Source organism: Mycobacterium sp. 852002-50816_SCH5313054-b (assembly GCF_001667185.1).
In the GTDB taxonomy this organism is placed as follows: Bacteria; Actinomycetota; Actinomycetes; order Mycobacteriales; family Mycobacteriaceae; genus Mycobacterium.
The window spans coordinates 32,002-52,499 of the sequence record NZ_LZIC01000141.1 but is presented as its reverse complement, the minus strand read 5'-3'; the positions used below and the strand labels follow the sequence as shown (position 1 = coordinate 52,499).

24 protein-coding genes are annotated in these 20,498 nt (G+C 67.0%); 13 read left to right on the top strand and 11 right to left on the bottom strand.

From position 1 onward, the window contains the following. Positions 1-64 precede the first annotated feature (64 nt). From A5787_RS25745 to A5787_RS25730, 4 genes are read left to right on the top strand one after another with little or no spacing between them, the layout of a single operon-like run. Entirely contained in the window at positions 65-1,159 is a 1,095-nt protein-coding gene (locus tag A5787_RS25745) for a flavin reductase family protein (RefSeq protein ID WP_066972414.1), read from the top strand. A 27-nt stretch (positions 1,160-1,186) separates the two neighbouring features. Further along, positions 1,187-2,293, top strand: a complete 1,107-nt coding sequence (locus tag A5787_RS25740; RefSeq protein ID WP_066972412.1) for an acyl-CoA desaturase — start codon at positions 1,187-1,189, stop codon at positions 2,291-2,293. Positions 2,294-2,347: 54 nt separating this feature from the next. Beyond that, positions 2,348-2,872, top strand: coding sequence for an SRPBCC family protein (locus A5787_RS25735; protein ID WP_197507408.1), 525 nt, complete (start codon positions 2,348-2,350; stop codon positions 2,870-2,872). Then, the gene (locus A5787_RS25730) at positions 2,872-3,912 is read left to right on the top strand and encodes an LLM class flavin-dependent oxidoreductase (RefSeq protein ID WP_066972408.1); all 1,041 of its coding nucleotides are present in this window, start codon (positions 2,872-2,874) and stop codon (positions 3,910-3,912) included. Before A5787_RS25735 ends, A5787_RS25730 begins: the two co-directional genes overlap by 1 nt. Here the strand turns inward: A5787_RS25730 and A5787_RS25725 are convergent. Both A5787_RS25725 and A5787_RS25720 read right to left on the bottom strand, forming a co-directional pair. Beyond that, on the bottom strand, positions 3,909-5,012 hold the full coding sequence (locus A5787_RS25725) for a DUF1214 domain-containing protein (protein ID WP_066972405.1): 1,104 nt from the start codon (positions 5,010-5,012) through the stop codon (positions 3,909-3,911). The genes A5787_RS25730 and A5787_RS25725 overlap by 4 nt on opposite strands. Then, entirely contained in the window at positions 5,009-5,584 is a 576-nt protein-coding gene (locus tag A5787_RS25720; RefSeq protein ID WP_066972402.1) for a TetR/AcrR family transcriptional regulator, read from the bottom strand. The genes A5787_RS25725 and A5787_RS25720 overlap by 4 nt, the downstream gene beginning before the upstream one ends. Before the next feature lie 28 nt (positions 5,585-5,612). Here A5787_RS25720 and A5787_RS25715 point away from each other — a divergent pair, with 28 nt between their 5' ends. Then, entirely contained in the window at positions 5,613-6,848 is a 1,236-nt protein-coding gene (locus A5787_RS25715; protein WP_066972399.1) for a sulfotransferase, read from the top strand. A gap of 33 nt (positions 6,849-6,881) precedes the next feature. Continuing rightward, positions 6,882-7,772, top strand: a complete 891-nt coding sequence (locus A5787_RS25710; RefSeq protein WP_066972396.1) for an alpha/beta fold hydrolase — start codon at positions 6,882-6,884, stop codon at positions 7,770-7,772. Positions 7,773-7,903: 131 nt separating this feature from the next. On the opposite strand, the gene A5787_RS25705 is transcribed toward A5787_RS25710, so the two are convergent. From A5787_RS25705 to A5787_RS25690, 4 genes are all read right to left on the bottom strand, one after another. Further along, a complete protein-coding gene (locus tag A5787_RS25705; RefSeq protein WP_066972393.1) occupies positions 7,904-8,275 on the bottom strand; it encodes a thiocyanate hydrolase in 372 nt (123 codons plus the stop codon). After that, positions 8,272-8,937 carry a thiocyanate hydrolase subunit gamma gene (gene scnC / locus A5787_RS25700; protein ID WP_066972483.1) on the bottom strand — a complete coding sequence of 222 codons (666 nt, stop codon included), beginning with the start codon at positions 8,935-8,937 and terminating at the stop codon, positions 8,272-8,274. The genes A5787_RS25705 and scnC overlap by 4 nt, the downstream gene beginning before the upstream one ends. Positions 8,938-9,001: 64 nt before the next feature. Next, entirely contained in the window at positions 9,002-9,838 is an 837-nt protein-coding gene (locus tag A5787_RS25695; protein WP_066972390.1) for an SH3-like domain-containing protein, read from the bottom strand. A 441-nt stretch (positions 9,839-10,279) separates the two neighbouring features. Continuing rightward, on the bottom strand, positions 10,280-10,699 hold the full coding sequence (locus A5787_RS25690) for a hypothetical protein (RefSeq protein WP_066972387.1): 420 nt from the start codon (positions 10,697-10,699) through the stop codon (positions 10,280-10,282). A 285-nt stretch (positions 10,700-10,984) separates the two neighbouring features. Between A5787_RS25690 and A5787_RS25685 the strand changes: the two genes are divergently transcribed. Further along, positions 10,985-11,830: a hypothetical protein gene (locus tag A5787_RS25685; RefSeq protein WP_066972384.1), complete on the top strand. Its 846-nt coding sequence runs from the start codon at positions 10,985-10,987 to the stop codon at positions 11,828-11,830. Positions 11,831-11,948: 118 nt separating this feature from the next. Here A5787_RS25685 and A5787_RS25680 read toward each other — a convergent pair whose 3' ends face one another. Next, positions 11,949-12,161 (bottom strand): molybdopterin-binding protein, encoded by a 213-nt coding sequence (locus A5787_RS25680; RefSeq protein WP_066972381.1) that lies wholly within the window; start codon positions 12,159-12,161, stop codon positions 11,949-11,951. Between the two features lie 36 nt (positions 12,162-12,197). Then, complete coding sequence (locus tag A5787_RS25675) at positions 12,198-12,815, bottom strand: TetR/AcrR family transcriptional regulator (RefSeq protein ID WP_066972378.1); 618 nt, start codon at positions 12,813-12,815, stop codon at positions 12,198-12,200. Positions 12,816-12,944: 129 nt separating this feature from the next. On the opposite strand from A5787_RS25675, the gene A5787_RS25670 reads away from it, so the two are divergent. Beyond that, on the top strand, positions 12,945-14,270 hold the full coding sequence (locus A5787_RS25670) for a cytochrome P450 (RefSeq protein WP_066972480.1): 1,326 nt from the start codon (positions 12,945-12,947) through the stop codon (positions 14,268-14,270). A gap of 11 nt (positions 14,271-14,281) precedes the next feature. On the opposite strand, the gene msrA is transcribed toward A5787_RS25670, so the two are convergent. Further along, the gene (gene msrA, locus A5787_RS25665; protein ID WP_066972375.1) at positions 14,282-14,797 is read right to left on the bottom strand and encodes a peptide-methionine (S)-S-oxide reductase MsrA; all 516 of its coding nucleotides are present in this window, start codon (positions 14,795-14,797) and stop codon (positions 14,282-14,284) included. 83 nt (positions 14,798-14,880) lie between these two features. On the opposite strand from msrA, the gene A5787_RS25660 reads away from it, so the two are divergent. The 3 genes from A5787_RS25660 to A5787_RS25650 all read left to right on the top strand — a co-directional run bounded on the left by A5787_RS25660 (position 14,881) and on the right by A5787_RS25650 (position 16,957). Then, a complete protein-coding gene (locus tag A5787_RS25660; RefSeq protein ID WP_066972477.1) occupies positions 14,881-15,387 on the top strand; it encodes a nuclear transport factor 2 family protein in 507 nt (168 codons plus the stop codon). Continuing rightward, a complete protein-coding gene (locus A5787_RS25655; protein ID WP_066972372.1) occupies positions 15,384-16,415 on the top strand; it encodes an NAD-dependent epimerase/dehydratase family protein in 1,032 nt (343 codons plus the stop codon). The genes A5787_RS25660 and A5787_RS25655 overlap by 4 nt, the downstream gene beginning before the upstream one ends. Positions 16,416-16,576: 161 nt before the next feature. Next, the gene (locus tag A5787_RS25650) at positions 16,577-16,957 is read left to right on the top strand and encodes a DUF427 domain-containing protein (RefSeq protein WP_066972369.1); all 381 of its coding nucleotides are present in this window, start codon (positions 16,577-16,579) and stop codon (positions 16,955-16,957) included. Positions 16,958-16,960: 3 nt separating this feature from the next. On the opposite strand, the gene A5787_RS25645 is transcribed toward A5787_RS25650, so the two are convergent. Then, positions 16,961-17,368 carry a nuclear transport factor 2 family protein gene (locus A5787_RS25645; protein WP_066972366.1) on the bottom strand — a complete coding sequence of 136 codons (408 nt, stop codon included), beginning with the start codon at positions 17,366-17,368 and terminating at the stop codon, positions 16,961-16,963. Positions 17,369-17,454: 86 nt separating this feature from the next. Here A5787_RS25645 and A5787_RS25640 point away from each other — a divergent pair, with 86 nt between their 5' ends. Continuing rightward, positions 17,455-18,366, top strand: a complete 912-nt coding sequence (locus tag A5787_RS25640) for a DNA-3-methyladenine glycosylase (RefSeq protein ID WP_066972362.1) — start codon at positions 17,455-17,457, stop codon at positions 18,364-18,366. 74 nt (positions 18,367-18,440) lie between these two features. Next, entirely contained in the window at positions 18,441-18,989 is a 549-nt protein-coding gene (locus A5787_RS25635; protein WP_066972359.1) for a Dps family protein, read from the top strand. Here A5787_RS25635 and A5787_RS25630 read toward each other — a convergent pair. Further along, positions 18,986-20,383: a chloride channel protein gene (locus tag A5787_RS25630; RefSeq protein WP_066972474.1), complete on the bottom strand. Its 1,398-nt coding sequence runs from the start codon at positions 20,381-20,383 to the stop codon at positions 18,986-18,988. The two genes, A5787_RS25635 and A5787_RS25630, sit on opposite strands and share 4 nt — an antisense overlap. Between the last annotated feature and the right edge of the window lie 115 nt (positions 20,384-20,498).

The window sequence follows — 20,498 nt, the reverse complement described above, 5'->3', positions numbered from 1 at the left end:
AACCCTACCACAAACAGGCGCTAAACCCTTGACGACCAGGGCCGTGTAGTCGCACGGTGTACATATGTTCACTCAAACAGCGACTCGGAATCTCGCGCAAACCTTGCGGAGGCGAGTGCTGGGTTCAGACCTGCTAGACCTGCTCACCGGTCCGCACGGCGTGGACCGCTACACCGAGCTGGTGGCGCCGACCTGGACGCTGGGCGAGGCCCGCGCCAAGGTCATCGACGTGCGCCGCACCACGCCGCGCAGCGTCACCCTCACCCTCGCCCCCAACGCGACCTTCATGTCCAACCACACCGTCCAAGCCGGCCAGTACGTCAACCTCACCGTCGACATCGACGGTCGCCGGCACACCCGCTGCTACTCACCGGCCAACGCCGAAGGCGGCGCCACCCTCGAGCTGACGATCGGCCACCACGACGGCGGGCTGGTGTCGAGCTACCTGTACGAGCGGGCCCACCGCGGCCTGGTGGTCGGCCTGGCCGGCGTCGGCGGCGACTTCGTGTTGCCCGCGGTGCGGCCGCGCCGGATCCTGCTCGTCTCCGGTGGAAGCGGCATCACCCCGGTCATGGCGATGCTGCGTACGCTGATCGCCGAGCGCCACGAGGGCGAGGTCGCGTTCGTGCACTACGCCCGCACGCCGAACGAGGCGTGCTACCGCGACGAGCTGGCCGCCCACCACGATCGGTCCGGCGTCCGCGTTCTGCACGGTTACACCCGCTCCGGCGCCGGGGACCTGGTGGGCCGCTTCGGCCCGGAGCACCTGGCCGCCGCCCTGCCCAACCCGGACGCGGTGTTCGTCTGCGGGCCAACGGCTTTGGTCGAGGCGGTGCGGGAACACTGCAACAACGTGTTCACCGAGAGCTTCGTGCCGCCGGCCTTCGACGCTCCGGCCGATCCGTCGGGCGGGCGAATAGCGTTCGCCGACAGCGGGATCAACGTCGTCGACGACGGCCGGTCGCTCCTGGAGCAGGCCGAATCGGCCGGGCTGACGCCGCAAAACGGGTGCCGGATGGGCATCTGCCACACCTGCACCCGGCGCAAGACCGCCGGAACAGTGCGCAACCTGGTCACCGGCGCAGTCTCGACCCAACCCGACGAGGACGTGCAGATCTGCGTGTCCGTCCCGGTCGGTGACGTCGACCTATCCCTCTAACTCTCAACCATGGAGAGGAGAAATGCCATGTCAGACAACAAGATCACCCTGACCCCCGAGCAGGCCGACACATTCGGCCGCGAACTGGACGCCATCAAGGAACGCATCATGGCGGACCTGGGCGAAAAGGACGCCGACTACATCCGCCGCGTCATCAAAGCGCAGCGCGCGCTCGAGGTCGGCGGCCGGGCACTACTGTTCCTGCCGCCGGCGTGGCCGCTGGGCACCGCGATGCTGGGTGTGTCCAAGATCCTGGACAACATGGAGATTGGCCACAACATCATGCACGGCCAGTACGACTGGATGCGCGACCCGGCGATCTCCGGCCGGTCCTTCGAGTGGGACACCGCTTGCCCCGCCGATCAATGGCGGCATTCGCACAACTACATGCACCACACGCACACCAACATCGTGGGGATGGACCGCGACATCGGCTACGGCATCCTGCGGATGAGCGAGGACCAGCGCTGGACGCCGTACTTCATCGGCAACCCCGTCTACGCCTTCCTGTTGATGGTGCTGTTCCAATACGGCGTCGCGCTGCACGAGCTGGAAACCGAACGCATCCGCACCGGGGAGATCCGGCTCGCCGACAAGCGAGAGGTGCTGCGCGAGATCTGGAAAAAGACCCGCCGGCAGACCCTCAAGGACTACGTCGCCTTCCCGCTGCTGGCCGGGCCGTTCGCCCCGTTCGTCTTCGCGGGCAACGTCTCGGCCAACCTGATGCGTAACGTGTGGTCGTACATGATCATCTTCTGCGGCCACTTTCCGGACGGCACCCAAGAGTTCACCGTCGAGGAGACCAAGGACGAGTCCCGCGGCATGTGGTACTTCCGCCAGGTGCTCGGTTCGGCAAACCTGACCGGGGGCAAGCTGTTTCACTTGCTGTCCGGCAACCTCTCGCACCAGATCGAGCACCACCTGTTCCCGGACATACCGGCCCGCCGGTATGCCGAGATCGCGCCCGAGGTGCAGGAGATCTGCCAGCGCTACGGCATCCCCTACAACCGGGGGCCGCTGCTGCAGCAGTTCGGCACCGTCGTCCGCAAGATCGTCAAGCTGACCTTCCCGGACTCGTGGACGCGGAAGCCCAGCCCCGACCAGCCCGCCGATCGGGCCCGGGTCGCCGCATAACGTCTCTGTCCCGCTTCGCACCGGAGCATTGCCTCGGGCCCGAAGCGGGGGACAATGAGGTGCGTGGAATGGACCGGCGCGCGCTACGCGGACACCCCGACGGTCGAGGCCTCGACGTGGATTGACGCCGACCCGGAGCGTGTCTGGGACCTGGTCTCCGACATCGAGCTGATGCCGACGTTCAGCAACGAGTTGAAGGCCGTGGAATGGGCGGACGGAGCGGATCGGCCCCGGACCGGCGCCCGCTTCGTCGGCCATAACGAGCACGAGGCGTTCGGGCAGTGGAGCACCACCTCGCAGATCGTCGCGTGCGACCGCCCGCGCGAATTCGCCTGGGCGGTGGGCGAAATCGATAACCCGTCGGCGACGTGGCGATTCCGGCTGAAGCCCCGCGACGGTGGCACCCTGCTGAGCTTCTGGATGCGGATGGGTCCGGGACGCTCGGGGCTCTCGGTGGCCATCGACTCGATGCCCGACAAGGAAGAAAAGATCGTGTTCGTGCGGATGCGGGAATTCGAAGCCGCGATCACCAAGACGCTCGCCGCGCTCAAGAGGCTGGCCGAACGCGGAGTGCGTTGATGCGGACGGCGACGACGGTCGAGTTATCCGGCGCCGCAACCGAAGTCGCCACCCTCGTTGTCGAAGCGGAGAAGCTGGGTCTCGACGTTTGCTGGGTGGCCGAGGCGTGGGGTGCGGACGCGCCGTCGGCGCTGGGCTACCTCGCGGCGCGGACCGACCGGATGCTGCTCGGTTCCGGCATCCTGCAGGTCGGCACCCGGTCGCCCGTCCTGGTCGCCCAGACCGCGATCACGCTGTCCAACCTCTCGAACGGGCGATTCCTGCTGGGGCTGGGGGCGTCGGGCCCACAGGTGATCGAGGGCCTGCACGGCGTCTCGTTCAGCCGGCCGCTGGCGCGTATCGCCGAGACCGTCGACGTCGTGCGGCAGGCGTTCGGCGGAGGCAAGATCTCCTACTCCGGAACGGAATTCCAAATCCCGCGGCCCGGCGGTGAGGTGGTGCCCATGCGGTTGTCCACCCGGGCCGAGCACAGCATTCCGATCTACCTGGCCGCGCTGTCGCCGGCGATGCTGCGGCTGACCGGGCGGATCGCCGACGGCTGGCTGGGCACCAGCTTCGTGCCGGAGGGCGCCGACGATGCCTACTTCTCGCACCTCGACGAGGGGCTGGCGGTCGCCGGCCGCGGCCGCGCCGACATCGACATCTGCCAGGGCGCCGAGGTCGCCTTCGCCGCGGACGAAGACGAGCTGCGCGGCACGCTGGCGGGCCGCAAAAAGGAGCTCGCCTTCAGCCTCGGTGGCATGGGGTCGTCGAGCACGAACTTCTATAACCGGGCCTACAGCCGCCAGGGCTGGGCCGACGTGGCCGCCGAGGTCCGCCAGCGCTGGCAGCGCGGCGACCGCGACGGCGCGGCAGGGCTGGTGACCGACGAAATGGTGCTGGCCACCACGCTCATCGGCACCGAGGCGATGGTGCGATCCCGGCTCGCCGTCTGGCGTGACGCCGGCGTCAACACCGTGCGCCTGTATCCCGCCGGGGACACACTGGATGCCAAACTGAGCACCCTGGGCCGGGCGATCGAGCTGGTCCGCGAGGTTTAATCCACGGTTGTCGGCGCCGCGGAGAGCTTGACCAGTTTCACCTCGGGGCGCTCTGGCACCCCATCGGCCAGGAACCAGCGGAAGGCGAGGTTGCCTCGCGGATAGCCCAGCGTGGTCAGCGAATTCGGGTGGGCGGTTGTCGTGTGGGACAAGACGACGGTTACCGTGCCGTCGCCGTTGAGCACGGCGCTGTGCCCGTTGACCGAGCAGCGAGCATCGGCGGCGCCGTACGTGGCCATGAACTGGTTCCACACCACCATGTTCCAGAATCGGCACGCCGGCGGTCGGTGCGTGATCACCAGAGCCTCGTCGTCGTCGAGCACGAAGCTGCCGTAGGAGTAGCACGCGTCGCGCGCCGACCAGCCGAAGTTGGCGTCCGGCACCTGATAGGGGTGGGCGAATTCGTTTGCGGCATGGGCGGTCTCGTGCCCGAGCGCATGCTCGTCGTCAACGCGCTCACCGACGGCCAGCGGGACGATGGCGAACATCGTGCGCAGCCAGGTGGCGGCCGCCCGCAGGCTCGCGGCCGTCTCGGCGTCGCCGTGCCGAATCGGATCCGGTTCGTCGAGCGCCTCGATGTGCCAGACGACCGGGCGGCCGGTCAGTGGGTCGGCCTGATAGTCGCGTGTCATCAGCACGTCCGCGTCGGGTGTCGGGGGGAATTCGAAGCTGAAGTTGCCGTCGGCGTCGATTGCGAGGTCACTGTCGCGGACTATCGATACCACCCGGTCCGACCAGGCCCCCGGTGACGGCTCGTTGTAGGCAGTCACCGAAAAGTACACGCTGTCACCGCGATTGCCGCTGATGTGGTAGCGCCGCTTCGGATCGACCGGGCACAGGAAGTAATACGCGTCGGTATTGTCGCCGCCCCAGCGGCGGTCCCGGCGGAACGGCGTGTTCACCGCGACGAACTGCGGTCGGCCGGGTTCGGGGAACAGATAGGCATCCAGGGCGACGCCCAGCGTGGTGGCGAGCGTGCGGTAGCCGTCGGCGATGTGACGGTCATCGGTCACCGCCCGATCGCCTTCGAGGAAGCCGCGATCCAGATCACCGAGGGCGGCCAGTAGCTCTTTCCATGCGGCCGTCGATTCGTGCGTCATGCGCTGATTCCCTTCAGAAGCAAGGCGGTGGTGCGATCGACCCACGCATCGTCGAGTTCGGCGACGCGGGTCAACAGGCCGATGAGCGTGATGCCGGCAATGGCCTCGGTTAGCTCGGCGGCGGTCACGTCGGGCCGGACCTCGCCGCGGCCCGCGGCCCGCTCGAGCAACTCGGCCAGGCCGCCGCCGATAATGCCGGCGAACCGCTCCAGCAGCGCCGAATGCAGGGTTGGATCCGCTGCCATCTCACCGACCAGGCCGGGCAGCGCCGACCGGGCGGCCGGTGTCGTCAGGAAAGCCATTGAGCGACGGACCATTTCGCGCAGGTCCCCGGGCAACGTTCCGGTATCGGGCAGCTCGGTCGCCGCGCCGATCGGGAACACCGCCTCGTGGACGAGGTGCGCCTTGCTCGGCCAGCGCCGATAGATCGCGGGTTTGCTGGTGCCGGCCCGTTCGGCGATCGCGGAGACCAGCAGCCCGGCATAACCCGTCTCGGCGAGCAGGTCGACGGTCGCGCTCAGCACCGCGCCGTCGATGCGTGGGTCACGGGGTCGGCCAAAATCCACTACCATTACGAAACCGAGAGTAACATAAGTCGCCGTGACCGACGCCGTTCGCCTTGACGACCTCGCCCAGCCCCGGTTCAGCCCCGAGGCGCAGCAAATTCTGGACATGATGGCCACGCTGGCGCCGGACTGTCCGCTGGATGCCGACGCGCTGCATACCGGGGCCGCGGCCGATACCGGACTCGCCGATTTCGGTCCGGAGGACTATCGGGAACGGCTCGATGTCTACCTCGCCGCGCTGCGCGAGATCGACGGGTTGCACGCGGCGGGCGCGGTCAACTTCTACGCGCAGCTGCTGCAATTGCTCAAGAACCGGCTCCTGTTCACCGACCTGTTGGGCAGGCATCCCGAGATCGACGACATCGAGCTGGTGCCGCCGATCGTGATCGCCGGTCTGCCCCGCACCGGCACCACACATCTGCACAACCTGCTGGCGTCGGCGCCCACCTTCCGCACCATGCCGTACTGGGAGAGTGTCGAACCGTTTCCGCTGCCGCAGGAGGCGGGCCTCGAGCCCGACCCGCGGCGGGTGCGGATGGACGTCGGGGTCGGGGTGATCAACACCGTGATGCCGTATTTCCCGCTGATGCACGAGATGACCACCGATCACGTGCACGAAGAAATCCAGCTGCTGGCCAACGACTTTTCGACGATGCTCTTCGAAACGCTGGCCGAGGTGCCGCGCTGGCGCGACTATTACCAGTCCCACGACCAGACGCCGCACTACGAATACCTCGCCCGGCAACTCAAGGCCATGCAGTTCCTGCGCGGCGGCCGGCGTTGGCTGCTCAAGTCGCCCCAGCACCTCGAGCAGGTGCCGGTGCTGGACCGCGTGTTCCCCGGCAGCATCGTCGTGTTCACCCACCGCGACCCGGTCCCCGTGGCGCTTTCGATGATCGCGATGATCACCTACTCGGCGCGCATGCACCGCTCGCCAGTGCCAGTGCCGCAGATCGCGGGCTACTGGGTCGAGCGGCTCGACCGGATGCTGGCGGCGCTCGTCCGCGACCGCGACACGATCGGTCCGGAACGCTCGGTCGACATTCGCTTCGACGATTTCATGGCCGACGAACTCGGCGTCGCCGAGCGGGTATACGCCCTGGCCGGCGAGCCGTTCACCGAACCGGCGCGCGGGGCGGTCGCCGACTACCTGTCGGGCCACCAGCGCGGTCGGCTGGGAAACGTCGAAACGTCTTACGAGATGTTCGGGCTCACGGAGGACAGCCTGCGGGCACGCTTCGCGCCTTACGTGGAGCGGTTCCTGGGTTAGTCGGTTTTAAGGCATCGAGTACCTTCTCAACACATGGTCGCAATGCCCGCGCTGGACGGTGTCGAACACAGGTACATCGAGCTCGGGGACGGTGTCACCATCCACGTCGCGGACGCGGGTCCCGCCCATGGGCCCGCGGTGATGCTGGTGCACGGCTTTCCCCAGAACTGGTGGGAGTGGCACGAACTGATCGGTCCGCTTGCCGCCGATGGCTACCGCGTGCTGTGCCCCGACCTGCGGGGCGCGGGGTGGAGCTCGGCGCCACCGTCCCGATACCTCAAGAACGACATGGCCGACGACCTGGCCGCGGTCCTGGACCGGTTGGGCGTCGCGACCGTCAAACTGGCCGCCCACGACTGGGGCGGTCCGGTCGCGTTCACCATGATGCTGCGCCATCCGGAGAAGGTCACCGGATTTTTCGGGATGAACACCTCCGCGCCATGGACCAAGCCCAACATCAAGCTGCTGCGCAACGTCTGGCGGTTCTGGTACCAGGTCCCGATAGCGCTGCCGGTGATCGGCCCGCGCGTGGTCGGCGATCCGAAGGCCCGGTTTTACCGGATGCTGGCCTCGTGGGTCGGCGGGGACTACCTGGTGCCCGAGGACGACGTCCGCTTCTACATCGAGTGCATGCGCCAGCCCGGGCACGCGTTGGCGGGCTCGCGGTGGTATCGCACCTTCCTGAGCACCGAGCTGTTCAGCTGGCTGCGCGGCGAATACAACGACGCCCGCGTGGAGGTGCCGGTCCGCTGGCTGTGCGGCACGAAAGATCCCGTGCTCACAGTCGATCTGCTGGACGGATACGCCGACCGCATCACCGATTTCGACGTCGAGGTCGTCGAGGGCGCCGGCCACTGGATCGTCGAGGAGCGGCCCGAGCTGGTTCTCGACCGACTCAGGTCCTTCCTGCGCGCCGAAACATAAACCGTTGCGGCGCTTTTCGGCGTGTCGTATGCGTGGTTTCAGTGTCGCGGTATCGGTGCGCTGGACGCCGCGCGCGAAGGTTGGGCGAGCGCGCACGCACCCGACTGGCGCCCGTGAGCTAGGAGTGCCGGTCAGGCTTCGAGTCTCGCGCGGATTTTGACGAGCCGTTGTCGCAGTTCGGCCTCATCCAGGATGCCGCGCACCACCAGGGAGTGCGCCAGCGCCAGGAGTTGGTTCTCCGGGTAGGGCAAGTTCGCGTAGACGGTCGCGGACAGCGCGTCTTCCTCATCGCGCCGCTCTTTGAAACTAGGGATGTTTGCGTCGCATGCGGCGCGATCGAGGGCGTCGCAGAGGCCGTCGAGGCTGGTCTTCCACGGCGGCACGGGATTCTCGACGCCGTACTTGGCCGCCATTCGCGGCCAGACTTGATTGCGCTCGACGATTTCCTCGAGGGCCGCGATATACGCGTCGCTGAGTGCGCCAGAATCTGACGCCGCGCTCATCCGGTGGTCCCCGGGTGGATCGCGGGACGGGTGTCGGTGATCACGTTGGAGGTGACGCCGGCCTTCGGCAGAGCGACACCGATCAAGCAGTCGCGGGTGATGATTTCCACGAGCTGGTCTTCGTCCCAGCCGTCGGTGCCGTCGGGACGCATCGGCATCACCATGAACCGGTGCTTTTGGTTGGAATCCTGTACGTGGATGGAGATTTCGTCGGGGAGGTAGAGCCCGAATTCCGCGAGAACCTGACGTGGCCAGCGGACCATGCGCCGGCGGTAGTTAGGCGTGCGATACCACTCCGGCGAGTTGCCGAGGATCGGCCGCGGATAGCAAGAGCACAACGCGCAAACGATCACGTTATGCACCGTTGGCGTGTCGGCGAGGATCTTGAACGCGGTGAAGTCGCTGGGCGTGCCGAAACCGGTCGGCTCCATCCAGTCGACACCGACCTCTTTGCTGGCCGTCATCGGTTCGGCGAGCGCAAGCTCCTTGAACTCGGCGTCCAGCCACGCCCTGGCCACCAAACGTGCCGCGGGAGTGGGGCCGATCTGTTCGGCGAACTCGGTGAAGCGGCGATGTTCCTCGGCAGTGAAAATGCCCTTCTCAATACACAATTCACGCAGAGCGATCTCGAGAACTTCGAAGTCGGTGATCTCGTCGACCATCGGCGCGACTGTGCGCTCGTGGTCGTGGTCGTGGTCAGTCACGCGAAATTCCTTTCCGCGGCTCTCAATGAGCGGCTTGCAGCCAGTGTTCGGGAATCTCGGTCTGAATGACGTCATCGGAGGTTCCGGTGTAGCCGTACCACAGCTCGGACATGTTGAACCTGACGACGTAGAACCATTCCGGTGTCGCGGGGCGGTCCCAGGTCTCATCCTCGGCGGCCGGGCTTTCGTAGGCCACCGCCGCGATCTCGCCTGTCGCGCCGCGCACGTACTCCGGGGTGCGGGTGTAGAAGATCACCGGGAGCTCTCGTACCACCACCACGTCGCCGACCTTGAACCTCGGGTGCCCGGCCTGACCGGCATAGACCTGCGGATCGCCTTTTCCCACAGCGCGTTTGTGGTGCTTGTTGCGTTTGACCTCCGACCCGTCGCCTTCGGACTTCGGGGACGCCTGCAACGTCTTTCCGGCGAGGCCCCCCTCGTAGCGGCTGCGGACGTCGGCCATCCGCTCGCTTAGTTCGGTCAGCCCGATGTGGTGCTTCTCCACGAGGACACGGGCGACGGCCAACAGCCAGCGGCCGTAGTAGGGCAGCCCCAGATATTCGGCCCGACCGACGTCGACGTTGCCTATCCGGCGACGCTCTTCAGACAGCCAGATCCCTCGCCAAGCGAGTACTTCGCAGATGACATAGGTCATGTGTTCCCACAGCTCATACTGCTTGTTCTCGTACCTCATCGGCACATCCGGCTCGCCGCCCACGTCATGGACCGGCTTCAGGTACGCGGTAATACGCCGGTGGTCCAGCATGTCGGGTGTCGGTGCGTCCGGAAGCTCCGGATATGCCGACTTGAGTCGGGCGACGAGATCCAATTGCGCTGCACGCTCCGCGGCCGTACCCATCAAAACCCTTTCGTTTGCAGGTCAACCAATAAGGTCGATTTATGTCCGCCCTGGACGACCGCGACAGCATGCGCACCGTGCCATGCGCAATAAAGATCGCTCACCCATCGACCCTCGTCGCGCTCGGAACACCGGCGACCGTCCAACGGACCTCCCGCACAACCACATCGGCCTGTAGTACCTGTAGTAATTGCGACCTCGCGCCCCCAACGGCGGCTCGGTCCGCCTCCGCAGTGTCACCCTAGCCCGGCGCGACGGGTCAGGGTAGAGGTAGCAGAGCTATAGGCGCGACGCCGGTCCACGCACCGGGCTGCGGCCGGCCTCGGACGCGGCGCGCGTCGAATCCCGTACCGGCGCTGAGATTACGACCGGCAGATCCACGCCCGTCGGCCGAGGACCTGCTTGCCACGCAGCGCTACCGTCTCGTGCGGTGACAGCCGATTACGCGGAAATCTCCTCTAGTCGCCGCCCGGTCGCGTTCGGGCCCAGCAGAGCGACCAGACCGGCACACAGACCTGTCGAGCCGATCGCGGCGAATCGCCCAGCCCGTCGGACAGAGCGAATCCAGGGGCCCGCCAGCGGGTGGGGAAGTTTGGGCTGTGAATGTGTAGGCGACTTGAAGGTACGAGCCCAAAGCGACGGCGGCCAGGAAACTTCCGGCCGAAATGGCGACTGGGCCGACACCGCAACAATCAACAGCGTCCCGATAAACCACACCACCGTCGACGACAGCGAAGCGATCCGTCGTTCGACGCGGTCGACGAGCATGATGCTGAGCAGGGCACCGACCGGATATCCGGCCGCTCCCACGCACAGGTACAGGATCGCCCCCGCAATCGCCGCTCCGTGATCGGTCAGCAACTGATGCCCAAATAGGTGCGCGGCAATGCCCAGACAGGAATACGGTATTCGTCCGGCGGCGACGCGGCGTGCTGACCGAAAACCCCGGTATTCACTGGCGATTCGGTGCGTCGGGCAGCGCGTTCCCGTTCAGTCGGGTCAAAGAGGATACGCCAATTGCGCCCGTGTTGAACGAGCCGCAACGATTTTCGACCGCGGATCATCGTCCTACCGTGCTAATTTCGCCGCAGAGTTTATTTCGCAGGGGGTGGGGGGCGAGGGGTTGACTGCACAAATTTGTGGAGCGTGGTAGATTCGGCGCCCACCTATGCCTCCCTTGCCGGGCTCCTCGCGGGATTTCAGTTTGCGGCACTGTCCATTCTGTTTGCCAGCGGAAAGGCGAAGGACACCCACACGATTGGCTTGTTCTCCGCGGGCCTCTTCACGATGGGGCTGGACAGCTTTTTGTTTGCGCAACTCAGTGGCTTACCCAAACCGTTGACCGGAGGGTTGTGTCGGCTGGGCTGGGGACAGGCGATAACCGCCGGCGGAATGCTCGCGGTCGGCAGCGTGGCGTTGATTTGCGGTTTGGTCTGGCTGCTGGCCCTCAGGGAGAATTTTTCGTTGCAGCAACGCACGTACCTGATGCGACTCGGCGGTCTTCTGGCCGGCGGCATGGTGTTCGTGGGAATCTACCGGCTGTGCATCGCGCTGGTGAGTTACCTGCTCACTGTCTTTCCGAGCTCGCCTGCGGCAGGCGATGTGTCGATCATGGCCGTCGGAGCAGTTGTGGGGGCGATATTCGCGGCTCAAACGGTGGCGCGGATACGCAGGTCGAGCCTGACCGACGATCCCAAACCCGAGAGCCTGGTTCGCTTGTCTCGCGCGACCACCTTCGTTGTCGGGTACGCCGTGATCGCCATGGTCTTCGCTACCGCGTTAGCTTGGTTCGAGACCATCTCGCCGGACTCCAACCTGGCGAATGCCGCCAGAGTGAGCGCGACCGTCCTCGTCGGCACCATTTTGCCCGGCCTCGTCATATACCTGCTTGCGCGGTCGATGGGCAAAGATAGGGACGTCACGGCTCAGCCATGGCGCAGGGCGTCGCGGCGACGGCGTCATCAGCCTGCCGGCCGACCTGATGGGGCCTAGGTGCGTAACCGCTTCGGCGTCACCAAATCGCCTGTTGCCGAAGGCGGCTCAATCGCATGTCGCGCCTATGACACGAAAGTGGGCCGACTAGGTCAGTGTCGACTCCGGGCGGCGCTGATTAGTCAACGCCGATGGTGACCTCGGTGGACTTGATGAACACGGTCGCCGGCTGACCGACGGCCAGCCCAAGATCGGTCGCGGCGTCCTTGGTGACCGAGGACGTGACGATCTGGTCGCCGCCGTCGAGCTTCACCTTGACGATCGCCATCACGCTGCCGAGATCGACCTCGGTGATGGTTCCCTTGAGCTGGTTCCGCGTCGACAGCCGCATCGCAATCCTCCAGTCTGGTTGGGGTCCGCGATGAGCCTAACTTCGCGGGCCCAGCAAGGCTATGGAGGCGTCGACGGCCGGTTCGACGATTTCGCGGACGGGCCGGCCGTCTTCGACGGACAGCGCGGTCAGCTCCCGCAGGCCGCCCAGCAGGATCACGGCCAGCGGCGCGGTCAACGGCGGCAGCTCCGCGCGGCGGAACCCCGGGCTCGCGCTGAGGTCGATCAGCAGGCTGGACAGCAACTGCACGCCGCGGCGCTGGACCGGGCGGGCGACGGCGCCCAGCGACGGGAGCTCGCGAATCAAGCTCAAGGTGATGGCGGGGCGGGCCTCCATGTGTCCGACATAGGCCTCGACGGCCTGCCGGATCTGTCGGTGCCAGTCCGCCTCGGGATCGACCGCGCAGACGATGCTCTCGCCGAGCTTCTCGATGTCGGCGCGCAGCAACTCGAGGAAGCACTCCTCCTTGCTGGCGAACTGGTCGTAAAACGTGCGCTTCGACGTGCGGGCGTGGCGGACCACGTCGGCGACGGTGCTGGCGCGGTAACCGCGCTCGCCGATCGCGGCGGCGAGACCGTCGAGCAGCCGGAGCCGAAAAGGATCCGATTCGTCCGGGGGGTCGGCGAGGACCGTGGCGTCGACCGTTGATGTCACAGGCGGCGCCCCCTTCGTGAACACGGCACCTTGTCAGGTCTGGTACCACAGAGTACCGTAACGGGAAAGGTTTTGGTACACCGCCGTACCAACCCCCGGAATCGGGGAGAAATGGGGAGCATCACCGCCATGAGCGACGTCGTCACCGCCCCGCCGGCCGTCCGATTGCCGCCGGCCACCCGGATGCCGAAACTGCTGCAGGGCATATTCTTTGCGGTCTCGCGGCGGTGGATGATCCAGCGGCTGGCGCGCCGCCACGGCAACGTGTTCACGGTCAACATCCCGATCTATGGCCGCGTGGTGGTGGTCGGCGACTGGCGGCTGGCCAAGCAGGTTTTCACCACCGGCCCGGAAGAACTCGGGAACATCCAGCCCAACCTGAGCCGGCTGTTCGGCTCCGGCTCGGTGTTCGCGCTCGACGGCGACGATCACCGCCGCCGGCGGCGGCTGCTGGCGCCGCCGTTTCACGGCAAGAGCATGAAGAACTACGAGCGGATCATCGAAGAGGAGACCCTGCGGGAGTCGGCCGGCTGGCCGGAAGGCGCACCCTTCGCCACGCTGCCGTCGATGATGCACATCACGCTCAACGCCATCCTGCGCGCGGTGTTCGGGGCCGAGGGCGCCGAGCTCGACGAGCTGCGCCGGCTGATCCCGCCGTGGGTCACCCTGGGTTCGCGCATGGCGGCGCTACCGAAGCCCGAACGTAACTACGGCCGGTTGAGCCCGTGGGGCCGGTTGGACGAGTGGCGCCGCCAGTACGACGTCGTCGTCGACAAGCTGATCGACGCCGAGCGCGCCGATCCCCATTTCGACGAGCGGACCGATGTGCTGGCACTGATGCTGCGCAGCACCTACGAGGACGGTTCGGCGATGTCCCGCAAGGACATTGGCGACGAGCTGCTGACGTTGCTGGCCGCCGGGCACGAAACCACCGCCTCCACGCTGGGCTGGGCCTTCGAACGGCTGAGCCGCCATCCGGACGTCCTGGCCGCCTTGGTCGAAGAGGCCGATAGTGCCCCTGATGGCGGCTCCGAGCTGCGCCAGGCGACGATCCTGGAGGTCCAGCGGGCGCGGACCGTCATCGATTTCGCCGCCCGCCGCGTCTACCCGCCGGTCTTTCAACTCGGTGAGTGGGTCATCCCCCGCGGGGATTCGATCATCATCAGCATCGCGCAGATCCACAACGACGCCAGCGTGTTTCCCGAGCCCGAACGCTTCGACCCGCAGCGTTACATCGAAAGCAAGCCATCCTCGTTCGCGTGGATTCCGTTCGGCGGCGGGACCCGTCGCTGCGTGGGTGCGGCGTTCGCCAACATGGAGATGGACGTGGTGTTGCGAACGGTGTTGCGCAACTTCACCATCGAGACCACCACGGAACCTGGCGAACGGTGGCACAGCCGCGGCGTCGCGTTCACCCCGAAGGACGGCGGCCGCATCGTGGTCCACCGCCGCTGAGTCGGTGGGTGCTACTGCCCGGCGGTGGCGCGGCGCGGCAATTTCCAACCGGGACGCACGAAGTGGCAGGTGTAGCCGTTGGGGTAGCGCTGCAGGTAGTCCTGGTGCTCCGGCTCGGCCTCCCAGAAATCACCGGCCGGGCTGACCTCGGTCACGACCTTGCCGGGCCATAGGCCCGACGCCTCGACGTCGGCGATGGTGTCCAGCGCGACCCGCTTTTGCTCGTCGTCCAGATAGAAGATGGCCGAGCGGTAGCTGGCGCCCCTGTCGTTGCCCTGCCGGTCTTTCGTTGTCGGATCGTGGATCTGGAAGAAAAACTCCAGCAGCGTGCGGTAATCGGTGACGGCCGGGTCGTAGACGATTTCGACGGCCTCGGCGTGAGTGCCGTGATTGCGGTAGGTCGCGTTGGGGACGTCACCGCCGCTGTATCCGACGCGCGTCGAGATCACACCGGGCTGCTTGCGGATCAAATCCTGCATGCCCCAGAAACACCCGCCGGCGAGAAGCGCCTTTTGAGGATCTGTCATTGCTTGCCTTTCTGATCGGCTACAGCCGCACCCAGATGGAGCCCAGGCTACACTCCGCCGATGAGCTGCAATGGTGCCGCAAAATGACCACGCCCGCGTTCTCCCGTAGCGAGCTGGCTTCCGCATTCGAGAAGTTCGAGGCGACGGTCGCCCGGGCCGCCGACACCCGGGACTGGGACGCCTGGGTCGAGCAGTACACGCCCGACGTCGAATACATCGAGCACGCGGCGGGCACCATGCGCGGCCGCGACGAGGTGCGCGAGTGGATCAAGCAAACGATGACGACCTTCCCGGGCAGCCACATGGTCGCGTTCCCGACGTTGTGGTCGGTCATCGACGAGTCCACGGGACGGGTCATCCTCGAGCTGGACAACCCCATGCGCGACCCCGGCGACGGCAGCGTCATCACCGCGACCAACATCACGATCATCACGTACGCCGGCGACGGCCAGTGGAGCCGTGAAGAGGACATCTACAACCCACTGCGCTTCCTGCGCGCGGGGCTGAAGTGGTGCCAGAAGGCGCAAGCCCTGGGCACGCTCGACGAGGACGCCGCGCGCTGGATGCAGCAATACGGAGGGGCTCAGTGAGCGCGAAACCCAAGCTGGTCATCGGCGCCAACGGCTTTCTGGGTTCACATGTGACCCGCCAGCTCGTCGCCGACGGCGCGCAGGTACGCGCGATGGTGCGCCCCACCGCCAACACCCGCGCCATCGATGATCTCGAGCTCACCCGATTCCACGGCGACGTGTTCGATACCGACGCGGTGCGCGAGGCGATGGACGGCGTCGACGACGTCTACTACTGCGTCGTCGACACCCGCGCCTGGTTGCGCGACCCGTCCCCGCTGTTCCGCACCAACGTCGAGGGCCTGCGCAACGTCCTCGATGTCGCCGTCAAGCAACCCGACCTGCGCAGGTTCGTCTTCACCAGCACCTATGCGACCGTGGGCCGGCGACACGGTCACGTGGCGACCGAAGAAGACATCATCGACGCGCGCGGCCTGACTCCCTATGTCCAATCCCGGGTCCAAGCCGAAGACCTGGTGATGCGGTACGTGGCCGAAGCCGGCCTGCCCGCCGTCGCGATGTGCGTCTCGACGACGTACGGCAGCGGGGACTGGGGAGGCACCCCGCACGGCGCCTTCATCGCCGGCGCGGTGTTCGGCAAGCTGCCCTTCCTGATGAACGGCATCCAGCTGGAGGTCGTCGGGGTCGACGACGCCGCCCGCGCGATGATTCTGGCCGCCGAGCGCGGCCGCATCGGCGAGCGATACCTGGTCTCGGAGCGGATGTTCGCGCTGAACGACGTCGTGCGTATCGCGGCCGACGAGGCCGGTGTGCCGCCGCCGCAACGCGCGATCTCGGTGCCGGTGCTCTATGCCCTTGCCGGGTTCGGCACCCTGCGGGCCCGGCTCACCGGCAAGGACTCCGAACTCAGCCTCACGTCCGTGCGGATGATGCGCGCCGAGGCTCCCGTCGACAGTGGGAAGGCGAAGCGGGAGTTGGGCTGGCAGCCGCGCCCGGTGGAGGAATCCATCCGCGAGGCGGCCCGGTTCTGGGCCGCGTTGAAGGGCGCGCAGAGCCCTCGAAAAGACAAGACCGCCCGGGCCGAGTAGTCCCGGCTTTCAGTTGGCGGACCGTGGTGGCACGACCAGCCTCATAGGCGACGGCGTGCCACCAGAATTTCGCGCTAAGCAAAACCGCGCTGAGCGGCTGCGGCGGGAAGCGTTGGGTGCAGGCTGTTGTTGCACGCTCTATCCGCGTCCGAGGAGGAACCATGAGCCACCCCGAAATCAAAGAACCCAGCGCCGGGCATCCGATCACCATCGAGCCCACGAAGGGCCGGGTGCAGGTCCGCGTCAACGGCGAACTCGTCGCCGACACCACCGCGGCGTTGGAGTTGCGTGAGGCGAGTTTGCCTGCGGTGCAATACATTCCGATGGATGATGTGGTGGGCGACCGGCTGACACGCACCGACACCAGCACGCACTGCCCGTTCAAAGGGGACGCCAGCTACTACAGTGTGACCACCTCGGCCGGCGACACCGTCACCGACGTGATCTGGACGTACGAGCAGCCCTACCCCGCCGTCGCGGCGATCGCCGGGCACGTCGCCTTCTACCCGAACAAGGCGGAGATCAGCGTCTCGGCTCAGTAGCGCTCAGAAGGCCCGAGCGGACGACCCGGGCAGCGCCTCCGCCGCCGCGCGGGTGTCGCTGTATTCGCGCATCGACACGATCATCCCCTCGCACAGTTCGAAGATGGCCACGAAGGGGCTGTCGTATTCGACGCCTTCGGTGGTTGTCCCGGACGCGTGCGCCTCCACCACCACCGTGTCGCCCTCGCAGACGCAGCGGAGCAGGTCGATGGTGAGCTCCAGGGTCCGCTTGCGCCAGTCGATCGCCCGCCGCAGCGTGTCCTTGTCGAAGGACACCCTGGTGTAGACGCTCCAGTAGGTGAAGTCGTCGCTCAACAGGGTGAAGCCCTCGTCCAAGTCGCCGCCCTCGCTGATGCTCTGCAGGAACATCCACGCGAGTTCGGTGTGCGGGCCGTCGAAGGGCGTCATCACATTCGCAATATTGTCTTGGGAAATCGGCAACGGTCAAACGCCCGGCCGGTAAAGCCGGCCGGGACTAGAGATTGCAGGGTTATCGGGTGCAGAGCGCACGCACTGTCACGTTCCCCGGGGCGGCCAGCTTCGGGCATACCCTGGCGCCGCTGCGCCGGGGTCCGCGAGATCCGTGCTTCCGGATTCCCGGTGACGGCGCCATCTGGCGAACCAGCCTGCTGCCCACCGGCCCGGTCACCGCACGGATCACCCGCGCGGCCGCCAACGCCGCCCATTGCGTGGCGTGGGGCGGCGGCGCACAGCAATTCATCGAGATGCTGCCGGCGATGCTGGGCGCCGACGACGACGCCTCGAACTTCGTGCCAAGCGATCCGACGGTCGCCGCCGCGCACCAGCGCGTCCCGCACTTGCGGCTGGGCCGCACCGGACTGGTGCTGGAAGCCTTGATCCCGGCGATCATCGAGCAGCGGGTGCCCGGTGCCGACGCGTTCCGGTCGTGGCGTCTGCTGGTGTCCAAATACGGCACGCCGGCGCCCGGGCCGGCCCCGGACGGGATGCGGGTGCCGCCGTCGGCCGAGGCGTGGCGGCATATCCCGTCGTGGGAGTTTCATCGCGCCAACGTGGACCCGAGGCGGGCGCAGGCCGTGGTGGGCTGCGCGCGCCGCGCGCCCTCTTTGGAACGACTGGCGTCGCGGCCGGCGGAGCAGGCCCGCCAAGCGCTGACGTCACTGCCGGGGGTCGGTGAGTGGACCGCGGCCGAGACCGCCCAGCGCGCGTTCGGTGACGCCGATGCCGTGTCGGTGGGTGACTACCACGTCCCGAAGATGATCGGCTGGACATTGCTGGGCCGCCCCGTCGATGACGCGGCGATGCTCGAACTGCTCGAACCGATGCGACCGCACCGCCATCGAGTGGTGCGGCTCCTCGAAGCCAGCGGGCTGGCATACGAACCCCGACGGGGGCCTCGGCTGCCGGTGCAGCACATCAGCGAGCTTTAGCCCGCGTTTCCGGCAACCGCCATCGGGTAACCCACCGGAAAAGACGTGACCGTGTGCGAACCAGGGAGGGATCGATGACACAGTTCACCATTCCGGGACTGACCGACAAACAGGCAGCGCGGCTTACCGAGTTGCTGCAAAAGCAACTGAGCACATACAACGACCTTCACCTGACGCTCAAGCACATCCACTGGAACGTGGTGGGCCCCAACTTCATTGGCGTGCACGAGATGATCGACCCGCAGGTCGAGGCGGTCCGCGGCTTTGCCGACGACGTCGCCGAGCGCATCGCGGCCCTGGGGGCGTCACCGCAGGGCACGCCGGGAGCGATCCTCAAGGACCGCACTTGGGACGACTACTCGGTGGGCCGCGACTGCGTCCAGGCGCACCTGGCCGCGCTGGACCTGGTCTACACCGGTGTCATCGAAGACATCCGCAAATACATCGAGGAGACCGAGGAACTCGACCCCGTCACCCAGGACCTGCTGATCGGTCAGGCGGGTCGCCTGGAGAAGTTTCAGTGGTTCGTCCGGGCCCACCTGGAGAGCGCGGGCGGACAGCTGACCCACGAGGGCTCGTCCACCGAACGGGACGCCGCGAGCAGCGCGCGCAGCGCTTCCTAGCGCGCGCGCTCGGCGGCCGCGGCCTCCCGGTTCAGCCGCTGTGCCTCGTAGATGGTGACGTTGGTGCGCGACATCACCAGCGCCGCGATCCCGACGGCCAGGATCGCCCCGGGCACCACCGAAAACGAACCGGTCATCTCGGCGACCATGATCATGATCGCCAGCGGTGCACGCGCAACGCTGCCGAAGCACGCCATCATCCCCACGACGACGAAGATGCCCGGTTCGTGCGGCACGCCGGGCAGGCCCGACAGCTCGCCCAGCCGCCAGACCGCCGCACCGACGAAGGCGCCGATGACGATCCCGGGGCCGAACAGCCCCCCGGAGCCGCCGGTGCCGATCGACAGCGACGTGGCGACGATCTTGGCGATCGGCAAGACAACGACGATCCACAACGGGATCGCCATCAGCGAGCTGCGATCGGCGGCCAGCTGTGCCCAGCCGTAGCCGCTGCTGAGGATCTGGGGAATCAGCAGTCCCAACAGGCCGACGAGGAGTCCGCCGAGCGCCGGCTTGAGCACGGACCCGCCGGGCAGGCGCTGGGTGAGCCGCACCGTGGTGTGGAAGGTGCGGGCGTACAAATAGCCGACCGCCGCCGCGGCGAGACCGATCACCACGAACCACAGCAACGGCCAGGATTTCTCGAAGCGGTACTCGGCATCGATGTAGCCGAACAGCGGATCGAAGCCCAGGAACGCCCCGAGCACCGCATAGGCCGTCCCCGAGGTGATGAAGCCGGGCAGCAGGAAGCGATAGTCGAAATCGTCGCGGTAGGGGATCGAGGCGGCCAGGACCGCGCCCCCGAGCGGCGCGGCGAAGATCGCGCCGATGCCCGCGCCGATGCCCAGCGCCACCGCCGTCCGGCCGTCCTCGTCGGACAGGTGCAGCCGTCGGGTGAGCAACGAGGAGAAGCCGGCGGAGATTTGCGCCGTCGGGCCTTCGCGGCCGGCCGAACCGCCCGATCCGATGGTCAGCGCGCTGGCCACCATCTTCACCAGCACGGCCCGGAAGCGGATGGCGCGGGGATCACCGTGCACCGCCTGGATGGCTTCGTCGGTCCCGTGACCGGTGGCCTCCGGGGCCAGTTTCGCCACGATGAATGCCGACAGCAACGCGCCCCCCGTCGTCACCAACGGGAGCGCCCACGGGCGCTGAAAGCCCGCCGACCCGTGGCTGCCGCCCTCCCCGACGGGCGTCGGAAGGTGGTAGCCGGCGAGGTAGCCCAGCAGGAACTCGGCGGTGTATTTCAGGGCGAAATAGAAGACGACGGCCCCCAGGCCGGCGATGAAACCGATCGTGACGCCCAGTAGCAGCCACTTCTGCAGGTAGCCCGACTTGCGGATCGAGGCCCCGAATCGTCCGCCGGCGGCGGAACCGGTGGCCACCGCGGCCACCGGGGACTGCGCGGGCTGGGGTTCGTCGTCCTTCGGTTCGCTCACGGCGCCGACCTGACCCCAAGCACCACGTCATCTTAGGCAGACCCGCAACGCCAGGGAATAACCGGACCAG